Raw genomic sequence first — 15,519 nt, forward strand, 5'->3', positions numbered from 1 at the left:
CAACGCCCTCCGGGTACGGTGCCAGAGACGCCCGCGCTGCGGGTGGCAGTCCCGATGCCCTACCTCTGGAGTCTCCATGTTCAGTGATTCATCCGAGGTGCTGAAGTTCATCAAGGACGAGGACGTCAAGTTCCTCGACATCCGTTTCACGGACCTTCCTGGCGTCCAGCAGCACTTCAACATCCCGGCGTCCACGGTCGATGAAGAGTTCTTCACCGTGGGTCAGCTGTTCGACGGCTCCTCCATCCGTGGGTTCGCCAGCATCCACGAGTCCGACATGCAGCTCATCCCGGATGTGTCGACCGCGTACGTCGACCAGTTCCGCGAGGCGAAGACCCTCATCATGATCTTCGACATCTACAACCCGCGCACCGGTGAGATCTACTCGAAGGATCCCCGCCAGGTCGCCAAGAAGGCGGAGAAGTACCTCGCCTCGACCGGTATCGCCGACACCGCGTTCTTCGCCCCGGAGGCAGAGTTCTACATCTTCGACGACGTCCGCTACGAGGTGAAGCAGAACTCGAGCTTCTACAGCGTGGACTCCGAGGAAGGCGCCTGGAACACGGGCCGCGAGGAAGAGGGCGGAAACCTCGCCAACAAGACCCCGTACAAGGGCGGCTACTTTCCGGTCAGCCCGGTGGACAAGCAAGCCGATCTCCGCGACGACATCAGCCTCAAGCTCATCGAGGCGGGACTGATCCTGGAGCGGGCTCACCACGAGGTGGGCACGGGCGGCCAGGCCGAGATCAACTACCGCTTCGACACGATGGTGCATGCGGCAGATGACATCCTGAAGTTCAAATACATCGTGAAGAACACCGCCGAGCAGTGGGGCAAGACGGCGACGTTCATGCCGAAGCCGCTCTTCGGCGATAACGGTTCCGGCATGCACACGCACCAGTCGCTGTGGCTCGACGGCAAGCCGCTGTTCTACGACGAGGCGGGCTATGGCGGGCTGTCCGACCTGGCGCGCTGGTACATCGGCGGCCTGCTCGCCCACGCGCCGGCGGTGCTCGCCTTCACCAACCCGACCATGAACAGCTACAAGCGGCTCGTCAAGGGTTACGAGGCGCCGGTCAACCTGGTGTACTCGGCGGGAAACCGCTCGGCAGCCATTCGCATTCCGATCACCGGATCCAACCCGAAGGCCAAGCGGATCGAGTTCCGCGCGCCGGACGCCTCGAGCAACCCGTATCTGGCCTTCGCCGCTCAGATGATGGCCGGCCTGGACGGCATCAAGAACCGCATCGAGCCGCACGAGCCCGTGGACAAGGACCTCTACGAGCTCCCGCCCGAGGAAGCCAAGAACATCCCGCAGGTGCCCAACTCGCTGCTGGACTCGCTGGACGCTCTCGCCGCCGACCACGAGTTCCTCCTCGCGGGCGGCGTCTTCACGCCCGAGCTGATCGAGACGTGGATCGAGTACAAGATCGAGAATGAGATCAAGCCGCTCTCGGCTCGCCCGCACCCGTTCGAGTTCGAGCTCTATTACGGCGTCTAGATGCATGCATGACGCGGCGCCCATGTCTCCCGCTCACCGGAGACATGGGCGCTTCGCCATATGCGGGACCGGGCATGCCCTGTCCCCCATACGGGGGACAGACAGGAGAACGGGCGCCCCCTATGGTTGGAGGGCAGTGCCCCGCCGACATGGGTGGACATCTACGATTCGGGTTCGTGTGTCCGCTGGTCGGTACGGAAGAGAGACCCTCGGCCCCCAGAGCCGGGGGTCTCTTATCGTCCGCTGGACTACCCGTAGAAGAGGTGCTCGAACACCCGCCGAGCACGACGGGTGGCACCGAGGTAGTCCTCCTCGACCTGAGTCGCCGAGCGCGGCGGGTAGCCGAGCAGCCGGCCGATCCCGTCGAGCTTCTTCCGATCCGTCGGGAGCACATCGCTGGTCTGCCCGGACAGCAGCGTGTTCGCCGAGCGCAATCGGCTGGCCAGGCGCCAGGCCTCGGCCAGACGGTCGGCGGATGCCTCGGGAACGAGGTCCGCGGCCTGGGCGGCGCGGAGTGCGGCGATGGTGGACGTCGTCCTCATCTCGGGAATCCGGTGCGCATGTTCCAGCTGCAGCAGCTGCACCAGCCATTCGACGTCGCTGAGCGATCCGGGGCCGAGCTTCAGGTGGCGTGCCGGGTCGGCCCCCTGCGGCAGCCGCTCGTTTTCCACGCGCGCTTTGATCCGCTTGATCTCGCGCAGCGCTTGGGGATCGACGGATGCCGGATACCGCACGTCGTCGGCCAGCTCGGTGAACGCGCGGATGAGCTTGACACTGCCGGCGACTCCCCTGGCCCGCAGCAGCGCCTGCGCCTCCCAGGACAGGGACCAGCGTCGGTAGTACTCGATGTACGCCTCGAGAGATCGCGCGACCGGCCCGTTGCGGCCTTCGGGTCTCAGATCGGCATCCAGGTCCAGGGGAACCCGCTGGTCTTCCGAGTGCTTGCGCAATCCTGACACGAGCTGAAGCGACAGTTCGTGCGCGCGGTGGGGGTCGACGCCGTTCGGGCGGTACACGTACATCACATCGGCATCCGACCCGAACCCGAGTTCGCTCCCGCCGAAACGGCCCATGGCGATGACCGAGAAATCGAGCGCCTCGTCCTGCGCGGGGACGACCTCGCGCCGGACCGCTCGCAGCGTCGCCTGGATCGTCACCTCGGTCACCGTGGTCAAGGCGGTGGCGATCTCCTCGATCGTCGACGTTCCGAGGATCGCGGACATCGCGATGCGCAGCATTTCGCGGCGACGGAGCGCACGAATCGCTCGGGCGGCGTCGGCGATCGCGGAGTGGCGTGACTGAATCGCGCGGGCCTCCTGCTGCAAGGCGACGCCGGATCGTGGCCGCAGCAGCTCGGGGTCGTCGAGCCAGGCGGCGGATTCGGGAATCCACTCCATGAGCTCACCGACATACCGGGAGCTGGACAGCACGCGGGTGAGTCTCTCTGCGGCGCCCGAGGAATCCCGCAGCATGCGCAGGAACCAGGGGCTGCCACCGAGCCGCTCGCTGATCCGGCGGAAAGCGATCAGCCCGTAGTCCGGGTCGACGCCGTCGGCGAACCAGCGGATCATGACGGGCATGAGGTGACGTTGGATCGTCGCGCCACGGCTGAGTCCGCTGGTGAGCGCCGCGATGTGGCGCAGGGCCCCCACCGGGTCCATGAAGCCGATGGCCGCCAGTCGATCGTGAGCCTGCGCGGGCGACAACGAGCGCTCCTGCTCAGGAAGCGATGCGACCGCGGACAGCAGGGGGCGGTAGAACAGACGCACGTGGATGTCGCGCACTTCGCGCTTGACGGTCTCCCACGTCTGCCAGATCTTCTCGCCGGAGTCGGCGATGCCGGAAGAGCGGGCCAGCACTCTGAGATCCTCGGGCCGCTCCGGCATCAGGTGTGTGCGCCGCAGATGGCGCAGCTGAACCCGATGTTCGAGCAGGCGGAGGACCCCGTAATCGTGCGAGAACGTCGCCGCGTCCGCACGTCCGATGTATCCCTGCTCGACGAGCGCGTGCAGGGCATCCAGCGTGCCGCGCTGACGGATCCGGTCGTCGGTGAGCCCGTGCACGAGTTGGAGCAGCTGAACGGTGAACTCGATGTCGCGGATTCCCCCGGGGCCCAGCTTGATCTGCAACGGGACCTCGGCGGCGGGAATGTTCTCCGTGACTCGTTCGCGCATGCGCTGAACGCTGTCGACGAAATTCTCACGTGCCGCGCTGGTCCAGATCTTCGGCTGCACCGCCGCGACGTACGCGGCGCCCAGCTCGGGGTCGCCCGCCAGCGGACGCGCCTTCAGCAGCGCCTGGAACTCCCAGCTCTTGGCCCAGCGGTCGTAATACGACAGATGGGACTCGAGGGTTCGCACCAGCGCCCCCTGTTTGCCCTCCGGGCGCAGGTTGGCGTCCACCTCCCAGAGCGGGGGTTCGATCTCCACGCCCGAGATGCCGCGCATCGTCTGCACCGCCAGCCGGGTGGCGATGTCCACGACGCGACTCTCGCCGACCTCCTCGATGAGTGCGTCATCCGCACCGGCGACGAAGATCACGTCCACATCGCTGACGTAGTTCAGTTCCCTGGCCCCCGCCTTGCCCATCCCGATGATGGCCAGACGCGTGCCGGCGACCTGGTCGCGCGAAACGGCACCCGCACCCGGTCCCCCGGCCGCGACGCGGGTGCGGGCAACGCAGAGCGACGCCTCCAGCGCCGCCGCCGCGGCATCCGCCAGTCGTGCCGCGACGATGCCGACCTGGTCGACCGGAGATGCGCTGAGCAGGTCGAATGCGGCGATGGCCGCGAGCAGCTGTCGATACCGCACACGGAGTGCGACCCACGACGTGTCGCTCCCGTCGGCGGCGAAGCCGTCCTTCGCGCCGACGGACTCCAGCAGCGCGGTGTGCATGTGCTCGGCGGAGGGCAGTGAGGCGTCCGCCCCCGCCAGGTGGGCGAGCTCTTCAGGATGCCGCAGGTAGAAGTCCGCGAACCCCGTCGAAGCCCCCAGCAACGCCCAGAGCGCCCGCCGCCCGCCGGGGTCGGCGAGCAGTGCGCGCACGCAGCCGGCATCCCGTCGGGCGATCCGGGTGAGCCCTGATACGGCGGCGTCCGGATCCGCAGCGTGTGCGGCCGATCCGGTCAGGGCATCGCGTTCCAGACCCAGAAGCCCCTGGAGCTCGACGAGCTGGGCTTCGGCCTCGGCGAGCCGGCTGAAGCCCAGCCGCGCGAGGTGCGTGAGTGACTGCGACCGTTCGCTCGTGGACATCGTGTCGCGGCGGGGTCAGAGCATCTCGAGGTTGTTCTTCAACTCGTAGTGCGTCACCTGCGAGCGGTACTCCTGCCACTCCTTGCGCTTGTTCAGCAGAACGTAATTGAACACCTGCTCGCCGAGTGTCTCGGCGACCAGCTCGGATTCCTCCATGTACTCCAGCGCGTGATCCAGGCTCGCCGGCAGCGGCGCGTAGCCCAGCGCGCGCCGCTCCGAGTCGGTCAGGGACCACACGTTGTCCTCGGCCTCGGGAGGAAGCTCGTAGCCCTCCTCGATGCCCTTGAGGCCGGCGGCCAGCATCAGTGCGTACGCCAGATACGGATTCGCGGCCGAGTCCAACGCGCGGTATTCCACGCGCGAGGACTGCCCCTTGTTGGGCTTGTACATCGGAACCCGGACCAGCGCCGACCGGTTGTTGTGACCCCACGTGATGAAGCTCGGCGCTTCGTCACCACCCCAGAGGCGCTTGTAAGAGTTGACGAACTGGTTGGTCACCGCGGAGATCTCGCCCGCGTGACGCAGGAGGCCCGCGATGAATTGCCGGCCTGTCCGAGAGAGCTGGTAAGTCGCGCCCTCCTCGTAGAAGGCGTTCACATCGCCCTCGAAGAGCGACATGTGCGTGTGCATGCCGCTGCCGGGCTTTCCGCCGAGGGGCTTCGGCATGAACGTCGCGTAGACGCCCTGCTCGATCGCGACCTCTTTGATCACGGTGCGGAACGTCATGATGTTATCGGCCGTCGCGAGCGCATCGGCGTACCGCAGGTCGATCTCGTTCTGACCGGGCCCGCCCTCGTGATGGCTGTACTCGACCGAGATACCGAGGTCCTCGAGCATCCGGACCGAGCGGCGGCGGAAATCGTGCGCGGTGCCGCCGGGGACGTTGTCGAAATAGCCCGCGGAGTCCACCGGCTCTGGTCCGTCAGGTCCGAAGGACGAGGACTTCAAGAGGTAGAACTCGATCTCGGGGTGCGTGTAGAACGTGAACCCGGCGTCTGAGGCCTTGGCCAGCGATCGCTTCAGGACGTGGCGGGGGTCGGCCACGGCCGGCTGCCCGTCGGGCGTCGTGAGGTCGCAGAACATCCGTGCGGTCGGGTCGATCTCGCCCCGCCACGGCAGGATCTGGAATGTGGTCGGATCGGGGTGGGCCAGCAGGTCCGATTCGTACGATCGGGTCAACCCCTCAATGGCGGAGCCGTCGAACCCGAGACCCTCGCTGAACGCTCCTTCGACCTCGGCCGGTGCGATCGCCACCGACTTGAGGGTGCCGATGACGTCGGTGAACCAGAGCCGGACGAACTTGACGCCCCGCTCCTCAATCGTCCGCAGAACGAAGTCACGCTGCTTATCCATCCAGTTCCCTCCGATGCCCGGCTGCTGCGGCCGGGCTATTTCTCGTCATTCTCGAGCATGTCGTCGAAGGGGGCGTCCGTCGCGGGCGCGGGCCGGGATTCGTCCTCGCGCTGCTCCTCTTCGGCCCAGGTCCGCGAGCGTTCCCGGATGATCTCCGGCGCTCTTGCGGCTTCCTCGGCGGTGTCGAAGGGGCCCGCACGGTCGACGGATGGGGACACGTAGCCCTGCTCCACCTCGCCGGTCGTGAGGTTGTACCAGTACCGCTTGTCGTCGCTGGACACTTCCCGCTCCTCTCGCGATCCCCCAGTCGCGAGGGCCGCCTGCTCGATCCTACTGATCGCGCGTGCGCTCCTGGATAGGCTGGCCCCATGGCATCGGACATGGCGCGCGCGGTGGGCGTGGACATCGGCGGAACGGGTATCAAAGCGGCGATCGTCGACCTGGAGGCGGGAACGCTGCTGAGCGACCGCATCAAGGTCGCCACGCCGAGCGGAGCAGAGCCCAAGGACGTGCTCAGAGCCGTCCGGGAGGTGCTGGAACAGCTCGGTGTGCTCGACGATGCGATACCGCTGGGCGTCGCCTTCCCCGCGATCGTGAAATCAGGCCGGACCCTTTCGGCTGCCAACGTGTCGAAGTCGTGGATCGGTTTCGAGGCGGAGACCTTCTTCGAAGACGGGCTCGGCCGCGACATCCACTTCGCCAACGACGCCGATGTCGCCGGCGTCGCCGAGATGCGATTCGGCGCCGCCCGCGACGCGAAGGGTCTGACCATCCTGACGACCCTCGGCACGGGCATCGGGTCGGCGATGATCTACAACGGGGTGCTGATTCCCAATTCCGAGCTCGGTCACCTGCAGCGGGCCAAACACGGGAAGGATGCCGAGGCCTACGCGGCCTATTCGGCGATGGAGCGTGACGATCTCAGCTGGGAGCAATGGGCGGAACGGCTGCAGTGGTACTACGAGCACGTGGAGTTCCTCTTCACCCCCGACCTCTTCATCGTCGGTGGAGGCGTCTCCAAGCATGCCGACTCGTTCCTGCCGCTGCTCAAGCTGAAAACTCCCATCGTTCCCGCCGTGCACCGCAACAACGCGGGGATCGTCGGGGCCGCCGCGCTCGCTCTGGACTGAGGCGTCGGCGGGCGTGCGCGCCTGACGGCTTTCGAGAGGGCGAATGGGCCGGCCTGTACGCCGGGTTCTGTCCGGGGGCCGAAGCCCCGTGGACGGTCATCTCTCTCGGCGACACGTTGCCGTGCCGCTCTTGCGGTCTACCCGAGGACTCGGCGAGCCGCGTCAACATCCTCTGTCTGACCTTGCTCCGGGCGAGGTTTACCTTGCGGGTCGTGTCACCACGACCCCGGTGGTCTCTTACACCGCCGTTTCACCCTTACCGCGGCCGAAGCCGTGGCGGTCTGTTCTCTGTGGCACTGTCTCGCGGATCACTCCGGGTGGGTGTTACCCACCGCCCTGCCCTATGGAGCCCGGACGTTCCTCGGCGCTGCGGCGAACCGCGAGCGACGCGACCGTCCAGCCGACCCATTCGCGGAGCCGAGTCTAGTCCGCGCGGCTGTGCGCACCTCGCGGTCCGGCGCTTCGCCCGTGTCGTCAGTCGTCCTGCGCCGACTCGGCGATGCGGAGGTCGAGCGGAAAATCGATGGGAAAATCGCCGAACAGCAGCCGCGCAGCGGAGGCTGCGGCCTCACGCACCGCCAGCGCCGCGGCTTCGGCACGCTCCCGCGGGGCGTGCACCACGACCTCGTCGTGGAGGAAGAACGCCAGATGCGGACGCGTTGAGAACACCGCTCCGGAACGGGGCGCGGCATCCGAATCCGGCACGGCGTCAAGGGCGGCGAGCCGGCCGCGGAGGTCGGCCATCCACGCCAACGCCCATTCCGCCGCCGTTCCCTGCACCACGAAGTTGCGGGTGAACCGGCCTCGGTCGCGCGCCCAACGGCGCGCGCGTGTCTCGTCACCCCCGGAGGCCTCGACGGCGCTCGCCAGCGACTGCGCGGCGTGCCAGCCCGCCGATGGAGCGGGGCAGCTGCGTCCGAGCCACGTGCTGACCACACCGCCGTTCTCCCCCTCGCGCGCCGCATCGTCCACCAGCGCCATCGCGCGAGGAAACGTGCGTCGCAGCCGCGGCACCAGTCGACCGCTGTCGCCGGTGGTCGCGCCGTACATCGCGCCCAGCATCGCGATCTTCGCCTCGGCACGCGTGGCAACGGCTCCCGTATCGACGATCCCGGCGTACAGGTCCTTCCCGCGCGCCGCGTCGGCGAGGGCACGGTCGCCGGACATCGCGGCGAGCACCCGCGGCTCGAGCTGTGCGACGTCCGCGATCACCAGACACCAGCCGGGGTCGGCGTGAACGGCACCCCGCAGCTGCCGCGGCAGCTGGAGCGCGCCGCCACCCGATGACGCCCATCGTCCGGTCACCACGCCGCCGGGAACGTACACGGGCCGGAATCGTCCGTCGTGGACCCATTCGTCGAGCCAGGCCCACCCGTTCGCCGACAGCAGCCGCGAGAGCTTCTTGTACTCCAGCAGGGGTTCGATGACGGGATGCCGGTACTGCGCAAGCTCCCATCGGCTGGTGGATTCGACCAGGACGCCGGCGCGATGCAGCGACCTCAGAAGCTTGGGCTGCGAATCCAGATTCGCCGACGGGTCTCCGAGCGCCGCGCGGACCCGTCGCCCGGCGTCCTCGAGCTTCATCGGCGTCCCGCCGGCTGCCGGGCGTGGGCCGAGCACGCCCCGCAGTATCCGGTCGTGGGCCTGCGGGTCCCACGGCAGCCCCGCGGCACGCAGTTCCACCGCGACGAGGGCCCCGGCGGACTCCGCAGCCGTCAGCAGACGCAGCCGCCCCGGATCCGTCGAACCGTCGATGGCAGTACGCTGCCGGGCGAACTCCCGCACCGCATCGTCGAGGAACTCGGGAAGCCCGGTCGCGGCATCCGGGGCAGCACCCAGCTCGAAGAGGGTCGGCGCCGCGGCGGGCGGGTCCGCATGGGGCGTCGCGTCCCAGTCCGTGTGGACGCGCAGATCGGCGTCGGCACGCACGAGTGCGGAATCACGCAGGATCGCGTGGCACAGCCGGAGGTCGTGACACCGGGCTAAGCGCGTTCCGGCCGCCAGCAGCTCCGCATACCAGCGCGGGGTGTCATTCCAGACCCACCGCACCGCTTCGCCCGCCTCGATCTCGGCCGCCCACGTCGCCCAGGAGTCCGCGCCCACCGTTCGGCGCCCCAGCTCGACGTCCTCGGCATCCAGGAACACGACGGCGACGTCAGCGCCCGCTCTGCCCAGGACGATCCAAGTCGTCCGATCAGGCCTGCGCACCGTCGAGGTCCCGACGGAAGCTCTCTCGGCGATCCATCGACTCGTTGGCCGCGGCATCCGCCCGCTTGTTCGACAGACGCGGCACCCATTCGAATGACACCTCACGGCCCTGCAGAAGGCGCTGAGCCGTCTCGGCAAGGGTTCGCATGTCCGGATGCTTGATCTTCCAGCGGCCCGTCATCTGCTCGACGACGAGCTTGGAGTCCAGGCGGACGTGCACCGCCGCTTCCGGATCATGCTCGATCGCGCTCTCCAGCCCCGCGATCAGACCGCGGTACTCGGCGACGTTGTTGCTCGCGATTCCCACGTAGACGCCGACCTCACTGAGCACGGCACCCGTGGCCTCGTCGAGCACGACCGCCCCACCCGCGGCGACGCCCGGGTTGCCCCGGGAGCCCCCGTCGGCCTCGACGATCAGCCGGCGGGTCACAGACCGGACTCCTCCGTGCGCACCAGGATGCAGCCGCACTCGGGGCAGGTCATGACCGCATCCTCGGGAGCCAGGCGCAGTGCCTGCAGGTCGGTGCCGGCCAGGACCATGCGGCATCCCTCGCAGGTGCCACGGCGCAGCAGAGCGGCGCCGGAGCTGCGCACGGCGGTGCGCTCGTAGAACGCGAGCAGGTCGGCGGCAACGCTTGCCGAGACGGCGGCACGATCACGAGTGGCCGCGTCGAACAGGGCATTCGCCTCGGCAACGACCCGCTTGGCCTCCGTGCTCAGGGTCGCGCCCTCGGCATTCGTCTCGGCGATCAGCGCTTCTTGCGTCGCGACGGCGCCATCGGCCACTTCGAGGCGTTCCATGAGCTCGAGCTGGGCATCCTCGAGGTCGCCCTTTCGGCGGGCGAGGGAGCCGAGCTCGCTCTCCAGGCCCTGCGCCTCCTTCATGTTGCTCGTCGACGCGAGCCGGTCGGCGTCGCGCGCACGGCGGGCGTCGACGACCGCGACGTCGGACTCGATCCGAGCCAGGTCGGCGCGCAGATCGTCCCGGCCGCCCAGGCGTGTCGCGAGCTCCTGCGCGTACTCCTGCCGGCGGGCGATCAGCTCCTGAACGCGAGCCGCCTGCGGCGGATTCCTGCGCGCGGCGTCGGCCTGGCGGATACGGGTGTCGAGTTCGGCGACTTCCAGAAGGCGGCGCTGATCCGCGGGGCTTGCATTCACGCCTCCAACCTACCCCGCGTGCCCTGCAGGAGGCCGACGCCCCGAGACGTGCGCGCGGCGGCGACGGCTGACACGGCGACCCTGGGCGCCGAGGGTGACCGGGTGCGCGCGGACGCGTTCCGTACCGCGCCGCGTCTCCCCGGAGGGAGCATTGCCCTCATGCCGGGCGGGGCGTAGGGTCGGCCTCAAGCGGCCCCAGACCCTCGGTCACTCCGACTGGTAGGGGGCTGCCGATGAATACGTCAATCCGCGATGAGCGGCGCACGACGAATGTCCCGACCGCGCTGATTCCCGTTCGCCGGGCGACGCAGACCGCGTGGGTAGCCGTCGAACCGGGTTCCTACGTCGCGCACCGCTACGGAGAGCTCCTCGGTGCGGTGGTCGCCACGAACACCGGCTCCTTCGTCGCCCTCGACGCCGAGTCAGACGGCATCGGCCGGTACAGCACGCTCGACGAGGCCAAGCGATCCGTCGAATCCCGTCAGCGAGGCCAGATCATCCCACGGCGACACCGACGGGGCTTCTTCCTCGCCACGGCAGCCGGCTGCATCGCAGTGTTGACCGCGCTCGCCGCGGGCATGTGGTCGATGTGGACGTGAGGCCGACGAACGTCGCCATTGCGTGGTGATGAGGGAGCCGTCACGGCGACCGCGTGGAGTGGGCCCTGCCGGGATCGAACCGACGACATCCACGGTGTAAACGTGGCGCTCTACCAGCTGAGCTAAAGGCCCTCGCTGCAAGTCTAGAACGCGGCGCCGTCGAGGCCTGCGCCCCACCCAGGACTCGCTAGGCTGGCAGGTGGTGCGTTTGTGCCTGCTGAACAAAGCCTGCGCCGCATCACCTGCGATTACCTGGCACGATCTGCCAGACGACGAAAGGTCTTACGTGACTGTTCACGACCAGGATCCCTATTCCCAAGGCGCCCTCGACAGCGATCCCGACGAGACCGCCGAATGGCAGGAGTCGCTCGAGCAGCTCGTCGCCGCGAAGGGCCACGGCCGCGGGCGCGAGATCATGCTCAGCCTGCTGAAGCGCTCGAAAGACCTGCATCTGGGTGTGCCGATGGTCCCGACCACCGACTACATCAACACGATCGCACCCGAGAACGAGCCGGACTTCCCCGGTGACGAGGAGATCGAGCGTCGCTACCGCGCCTGGATCCGCTGGAACGCTGCGGTCACCGTCCACCGCGCACAGCGTCCGGGGATCGGCGTGGGTGGTCACATCTCGACCTACGCGTCTTCCGCCGCACTCTACGAAGTGGGCTTCAACCACTTCTTCCGGGGAGCGGACCATCCCGGTGGTGGCGATCAGATCTTCGTGCAGGGTCACGCGTCGCCGGGCACGTATGCGCGCGCGTTCCTGGAAGGACGCCTGACCGAGGCGCAGCTCGATGGCTTCCGCCAGGAGAAGTCCGCCGCACCGAACGGCATCCCGTCGTATCCGCACCCCCGGCTGATGCCGGAGTTCTGGCAGTTCCCGACGGTGTCGATGGGGCTCGGACCCATCAACGCCATCTACCAGGCGATGACCAACAAGTACCTCACGAATCGGGGCATCAAGGACGTCGGGCAATCCCATGTCTGGGCGTTCCTCGGCGATGGCGAGATGGACGAGGTTGAGAGCCGCGGTCAACTGCAGGTCGCGGCGAACGAGGGCTTGGACAACCTGACCTTCGTGATCAACGCCAACCTGCAGCGCCTCGACGGCCCCGTGCGCGGCAACGGAAAGATCATCCAGGAGCTGGAGAGCTTCTTCCGCGGCGCCGGGTGGAACGTCATCAAGGTCGTGTGGGGCCGCGAGTGGGACGACCTGCTCGCGCGAGACACCGACGGCGCTCTGCTGAACCTCATGAACATCACCCCCGACGGCGACTACCAGACGTTCAAGAGCGAGAACGGCGCATACGTGCGCGAGAACTTCTTCGGCCGGGACGAGCGGGCCCTCGCGCTGGTCAAGGACTACACCGACGATCAGGTCTGGGGTCTGAAGCGCGGTGGCCATGATTACCGCAAGGTCTACGCGGCGTACAAGGCTGCCGTCGAGCACAAGGGGCAACCCACCGTCATCATCGCCAAGACGATCAAGGGTTATGGGCTGGGCCCGCATTTCGAGGGCCGCAACGCGACGCATCAGATGAAGAAGATGACGCTCGATGACCTGAAGCACTTCCGCGACGGCATGCACATCCCGATCTCGGACGCCCAGCTCGAAGAGAACCCGTACCTGCCGCCGTATTACAACCCCGGCCAGCAGGACGAGACGATCCAGTACCTCATGGAGCGCCGTCGGGCGCTCGGGGGCTTCTTGCCCGAGCGTCGCTCGACCCACGTCGGGCTGGCCCTGCCCGACGACTCCGCGTACACCCAGCCGAAGAAGGGTTCGGGCACCCAGGAGATCGCCACGACGATGGCTTTCGTGCGCCTGCTGAAGGACCTCCTCCGCGCCAAGGACTTCGGCCACCGCATCGTGCCCATCATCCCCGACGAGGCGCGCACGTTCGGCATGGATGCGTTCTTCCCGACGGCCAAGATCTACAACCCCAACGGGCAGAACTACACCTCCGTCGACCGCGAGCTGCTCCTGGCCTACAAGGAGAGCCCGCAGGGTCAGATCCTGCACGTCGGCATCAACGAGGCCGGCGCGGTGGCGGCGTTCACCGGCGTGGGGACGTCCTATTCGACCCACGGCGAGCCCCTCATCCCGGTCTACATCTTCTACTCGATGTTCGGCTTCCAGCGCACCGGCGACGCCCAGTGGGCCGCGGGCGATCAGATGGCGCGCGGGTTCGTCATCGGCGCGACCGCAGGCCGCACCACGCTCACCGGTGAGGGGCTGCAGCACGCCGACGGCCACTCGCACCTCCTCGCGTCCACGAACCCTGCGACGGTGTCGTACGACCCGGCTTACGGTTACGAGATCGCGCACATCGTTCGGGCCGGCCTGGATCGCATGTACGGCGGACAGCACCCCGACCCCAACGTGATGTACTACCTGACCGTCTACAACGAGCCGGCGCGGCAGCCCGCCGAGCCGGCGGATGTGGATGTGGATGGCATCGTCCGCGGCATCCACCGCATCTCCGTCGGTGAGGGCGACGGCCCCCACGCGCAGCTGTTGGCCTCCGGTGTCGGCGTGCCGTGGGCGCTCGAGGCGCAGAAGCTGCTCAAGGACGACTGGGGCGTGAACGCCGACGTGTGGTCGGTCACCTCCTGGACCGAACTGCGTCGCGACGGCCTGGCCGCAGACGAGCACAACTTCCTGCACCCTGAGGAGGAGCCGCGCACCGCTTACATCACCGAGAAACTGCGAGACACACCCGGTCCCGTGGTCGCCGTGAGCGACTACATGCACGCCGTGCAGGACCAGATCCGCCCGTGGGTGCAGCATCGCTTCGCGACGCTGGGTGCCGACGGCTTCGGCTTCTCGGACACGCGGGCGGCGGCTCGCCGGTTCTTCAAGATCGACGGCCCGTCCGTCGTCGTGCGTACACTGCAGTCCTTGGCCGAGGAAGGCATCGTGGATCGTTCGCTTGTCGCTCAGGCGATCGAGAAGTACCGCCTGCACGATGTGACAGCCGGTACGAGCGGCAATGCGGGCGGCGAGAGCTGATCCAGGGGATGCCCTCTCGCCCGACACCGATGGACAAGACCGAGACGCTCGCATGGCTGCGGCGGATCTCGGGCGACTTGGCGACCGCCACCAACAGGCGACTGGAAGAGACCCTGCCCTGGTACGCCGAGATGCCACCGGCGCGCCGATCGGCCGTCGGCCTCGTCGCGCAGGCGGGTATCTCGTCGTTCATCCAGTGGTACGACGACCCTGACTCCACACCCTGGATCGCGGCGGACATCTTCGCTGCGGCGCCGCGTGAGCTGCTGCGCAGTGTAAGCCTCACCCAGACCCTGCAACTGATCCGCGTCACCGTCGAGGTCACAGAGCAGCGCGTCGCGGGTAAGGGCAACGACCTGCGAGAAGGCATCCTGCTGTACTCCCGCGAGGTGGCGTTCGCCGCAGCCGATGTGTATGCCCGCGCCGCGGAGGCGCGCGGACTGTGGGATGCGCGCCTGGAAGCGCTCGTCGTGGACTCCATCCTGACCGGCGAGGCCGACGAAGAGCTCCCGAGCCGAATCGCGGCACTGGGTTGGCACGGCCATGGCGAGGTTGCGGTGCTCGTCGGCACCACTCCCCCGCAGTTCGACGTCGACCAGCTGCGCCGAACCGCGCGGAAGCTCGGGGTGGACGTGCTCATCGGCGTGCAGGGATCCCGGCTGGTCCTGGTGCTGGGCCGAGCCGAGCTGCCCGGACGCCCGGAGGACGAGCCCGAACTGCCGTTCCCCGAGATCGCGAAGCGACTTGAGCCCGGGTTCGGACCCGGATACCTCGTCCTCGGTCCCGCTGTTCCCGCCCTCGTCGACGCCAGCCAGAGCGCGCGCGCCTCACTGGCCGGTTTCGCGGTTGCACGGGCATGGCGCAATGCTCCGCGGCCGGTCGAGGCTGATGATCTGCTGCCGGAGCGTGCACTGGCAGGCGACCCACTGGCCAAGCAGACGCTGGTGGAGCGCATCTATCGCCCCCTGCAGGCCCACAGTGCTGACCTGGTCACGACTCTCTGGAGCTACTTGGACAACGGTCGCTCGCTGGAAGCCACCGCGCGCGAGCTGTTCGTTCACCCCAACACCGTCCGCTACCGCCTCAAACGGGTGTCGGATGTCATCGGCTGGGACGCGACCGGTCCCCGGGAGGCCCTCATCCTGCAGACCGCCCTCATCCTCGGCTCGATCGGCACCGACACCACGCGCCGGCGCGTGCCGTCCCTGCGCCGAGGTACCGCGTGATGCTGTACGCCACTCACAAAGGTCTCGTCGATTCTTGTGACGAGATCGCCAGAGGCGACCGTTCGATCCTTGACAGGATG

At 67.9% G+C, this 15,519-nt stretch carries 11 protein-coding genes, 1 tRNA gene and 1 other RNA gene; 5 read left to right on the top strand and 8 right to left on the bottom strand.

Going from position 1 to position 15,519, the window contains the following annotated elements; genetic code table 11:
- Window positions 1-76: 76 nt before the first annotated feature.
- Complete coding sequence (gene glnA / locus ABD655_RS09220; protein WP_344713402.1) at window positions 77-1,501, top strand: type I glutamate--ammonia ligase; 1,425 nt, start codon at window positions 77-79, stop codon at window positions 1,499-1,501.
- 248 nt (window positions 1,502-1,749) lie between these two features.
- Here glnA and ABD655_RS09225 read toward each other — a convergent pair whose 3' ends face one another.
- The 3 genes from ABD655_RS09225 to ABD655_RS09235 are packed head-to-tail and all read right to left on the bottom strand — an operon-like array spanning window position 1,750 to window position 6,386.
- Window positions 1,750-4,752, bottom strand: a complete 3,003-nt coding sequence (locus tag ABD655_RS09225) for a bifunctional [glutamine synthetase] adenylyltransferase/[glutamine synthetase]-adenylyl-L-tyrosine phosphorylase (protein WP_344713404.1) — start codon at window positions 4,750-4,752, stop codon at window positions 1,750-1,752.
- A gap of 15 nt (window positions 4,753-4,767) precedes the next feature.
- Window positions 4,768-6,105 (bottom strand): glutamine synthetase family protein, encoded by a 1,338-nt coding sequence (locus ABD655_RS09230; RefSeq protein ID WP_344713406.1) that lies wholly within the window; start codon window positions 6,103-6,105, stop codon window positions 4,768-4,770.
- 35 nt (window positions 6,106-6,140) lie between these two features.
- Window positions 6,141-6,386 carry an SPOR domain-containing protein gene (locus ABD655_RS09235; protein WP_344713407.1) on the bottom strand — a complete coding sequence of 82 codons (246 nt, stop codon included), beginning with the start codon at window positions 6,384-6,386 and terminating at the stop codon, window positions 6,141-6,143.
- An 87-nt stretch (window positions 6,387-6,473) separates the two neighbouring features.
- Here ABD655_RS09235 and ppgK point away from each other — a divergent pair, with 87 nt between their 5' ends.
- Window positions 6,474-7,235: a polyphosphate--glucose phosphotransferase gene (ppgK, locus tag ABD655_RS09240; protein ID WP_344713409.1), complete on the top strand. Its 762-nt coding sequence runs from the start codon at window positions 6,474-6,476 to the stop codon at window positions 7,233-7,235.
- 40 nt (window positions 7,236-7,275) lie between these two features.
- On the opposite strand, the gene rnpB is transcribed toward ppgK, so the two are convergent.
- The 4 genes from rnpB to ABD655_RS09260 all read right to left on the bottom strand — a co-directional run bounded on the left by rnpB (window position 7,276) and on the right by ABD655_RS09260 (window position 10,601).
- Window positions 7,276-7,643, bottom strand: an RNA gene (rnpB, locus tag ABD655_RS09245) — RNase P RNA component class A.
- 66 nt (window positions 7,644-7,709) lie between these two features.
- Entirely contained in the window at window positions 7,710-9,500 is a 1,791-nt protein-coding gene (locus ABD655_RS09250) for a bifunctional 3'-5' exonuclease/DNA polymerase (protein ID WP_344713410.1), read from the bottom strand.
- Window positions 9,430-9,873: a reverse transcriptase-like protein gene (locus ABD655_RS09255; protein ID WP_344713411.1), complete on the bottom strand. Its 444-nt coding sequence runs from the start codon at window positions 9,871-9,873 to the stop codon at window positions 9,430-9,432. The genes ABD655_RS09250 and ABD655_RS09255 overlap by 71 nt, the downstream gene beginning before the upstream one ends.
- Window positions 9,870-10,601, bottom strand: a complete 732-nt coding sequence (locus ABD655_RS09260; RefSeq protein WP_344713412.1) for a zinc ribbon domain-containing protein — start codon at window positions 10,599-10,601, stop codon at window positions 9,870-9,872. The genes ABD655_RS09255 and ABD655_RS09260 overlap by 4 nt, the downstream gene beginning before the upstream one ends.
- A 233-nt stretch (window positions 10,602-10,834) precedes the next feature.
- On the opposite strand from ABD655_RS09260, the gene ABD655_RS09265 reads away from it, so the two are divergent.
- The gene (locus ABD655_RS09265) at window positions 10,835-11,200 is read left to right on the top strand and encodes a hypothetical protein (protein WP_344713413.1); all 366 of its coding nucleotides are present in this window, start codon (window positions 10,835-10,837) and stop codon (window positions 11,198-11,200) included.
- 59 nt (window positions 11,201-11,259) lie between these two features.
- Here ABD655_RS09265 and ABD655_RS09270 read toward each other — a convergent pair.
- Window positions 11,260-11,332: transfer RNA gene (locus ABD655_RS09270), tRNA-Val, on the bottom strand.
- A gap of 154 nt (window positions 11,333-11,486) precedes the next feature.
- On the opposite strand from ABD655_RS09270, the gene aceE reads away from it, so the two are divergent.
- Both aceE and ABD655_RS09280 read left to right on the top strand, forming a co-directional pair.
- Window positions 11,487-14,213: a pyruvate dehydrogenase (acetyl-transferring), homodimeric type gene (aceE, locus tag ABD655_RS09275; protein WP_344713414.1), complete on the top strand. Its 2,727-nt coding sequence runs from the start codon at window positions 11,487-11,489 to the stop codon at window positions 14,211-14,213.
- Window positions 14,214-14,221: 8 nt separating this feature from the next.
- On the top strand, window positions 14,222-15,439 hold the full coding sequence (locus ABD655_RS09280) for a PucR family transcriptional regulator (RefSeq protein ID WP_344713416.1): 1,218 nt from the start codon (window positions 14,222-14,224) through the stop codon (window positions 15,437-15,439).
- Window positions 15,440-15,519 lie beyond the last annotated feature (80 nt).

The sequence above is a fragment of the Microbacterium terregens genome, assembly GCF_039534975.1.
GTDB lineage: Bacteria > Actinomycetota > Actinomycetes > Actinomycetales > Microbacteriaceae > Microbacterium > Microbacterium terregens.

Bases quoted from the DNA above. Each gene is read 5' to 3' on its own strand.
- glnA (WP_344713402.1), top strand. From the start codon at position 77: ATGTTCAGTGATTCATCCGAGGTGCTGAAGTTCATCAAGGACGAGGAC.
- ABD655_RS09225 (WP_344713404.1), bottom strand. From the start codon at position 4,752: ATGTCCACGAGCGAACGGTCGCAGTCACTCACGCACCTCGCGCGGCTG.
- ABD655_RS09230 (WP_344713406.1), bottom strand. From the start codon at position 6,105: ATGGATAAGCAGCGTGACTTCGTTCTGCGGACGATTGAGGAGCGGGGC.
- ppgK (WP_344713409.1), top strand. From the start codon at position 6,474: ATGGCATCGGACATGGCGCGCGCGGTGGGCGTGGACATCGGCGGAACG.
- ABD655_RS09250 (WP_344713410.1), bottom strand. From the start codon at position 9,500: ATGCCGCGGCCAACGAGTCGATGGATCGCCGAGAGAGCTTCCGTCGGG.
- ABD655_RS09265 (WP_344713413.1), top strand. From the start codon at position 10,835: ATGAATACGTCAATCCGCGATGAGCGGCGCACGACGAATGTCCCGACC.
- ABD655_RS09280 (WP_344713416.1), top strand. From the start codon at position 14,222: ATGCCCTCTCGCCCGACACCGATGGACAAGACCGAGACGCTCGCATGG.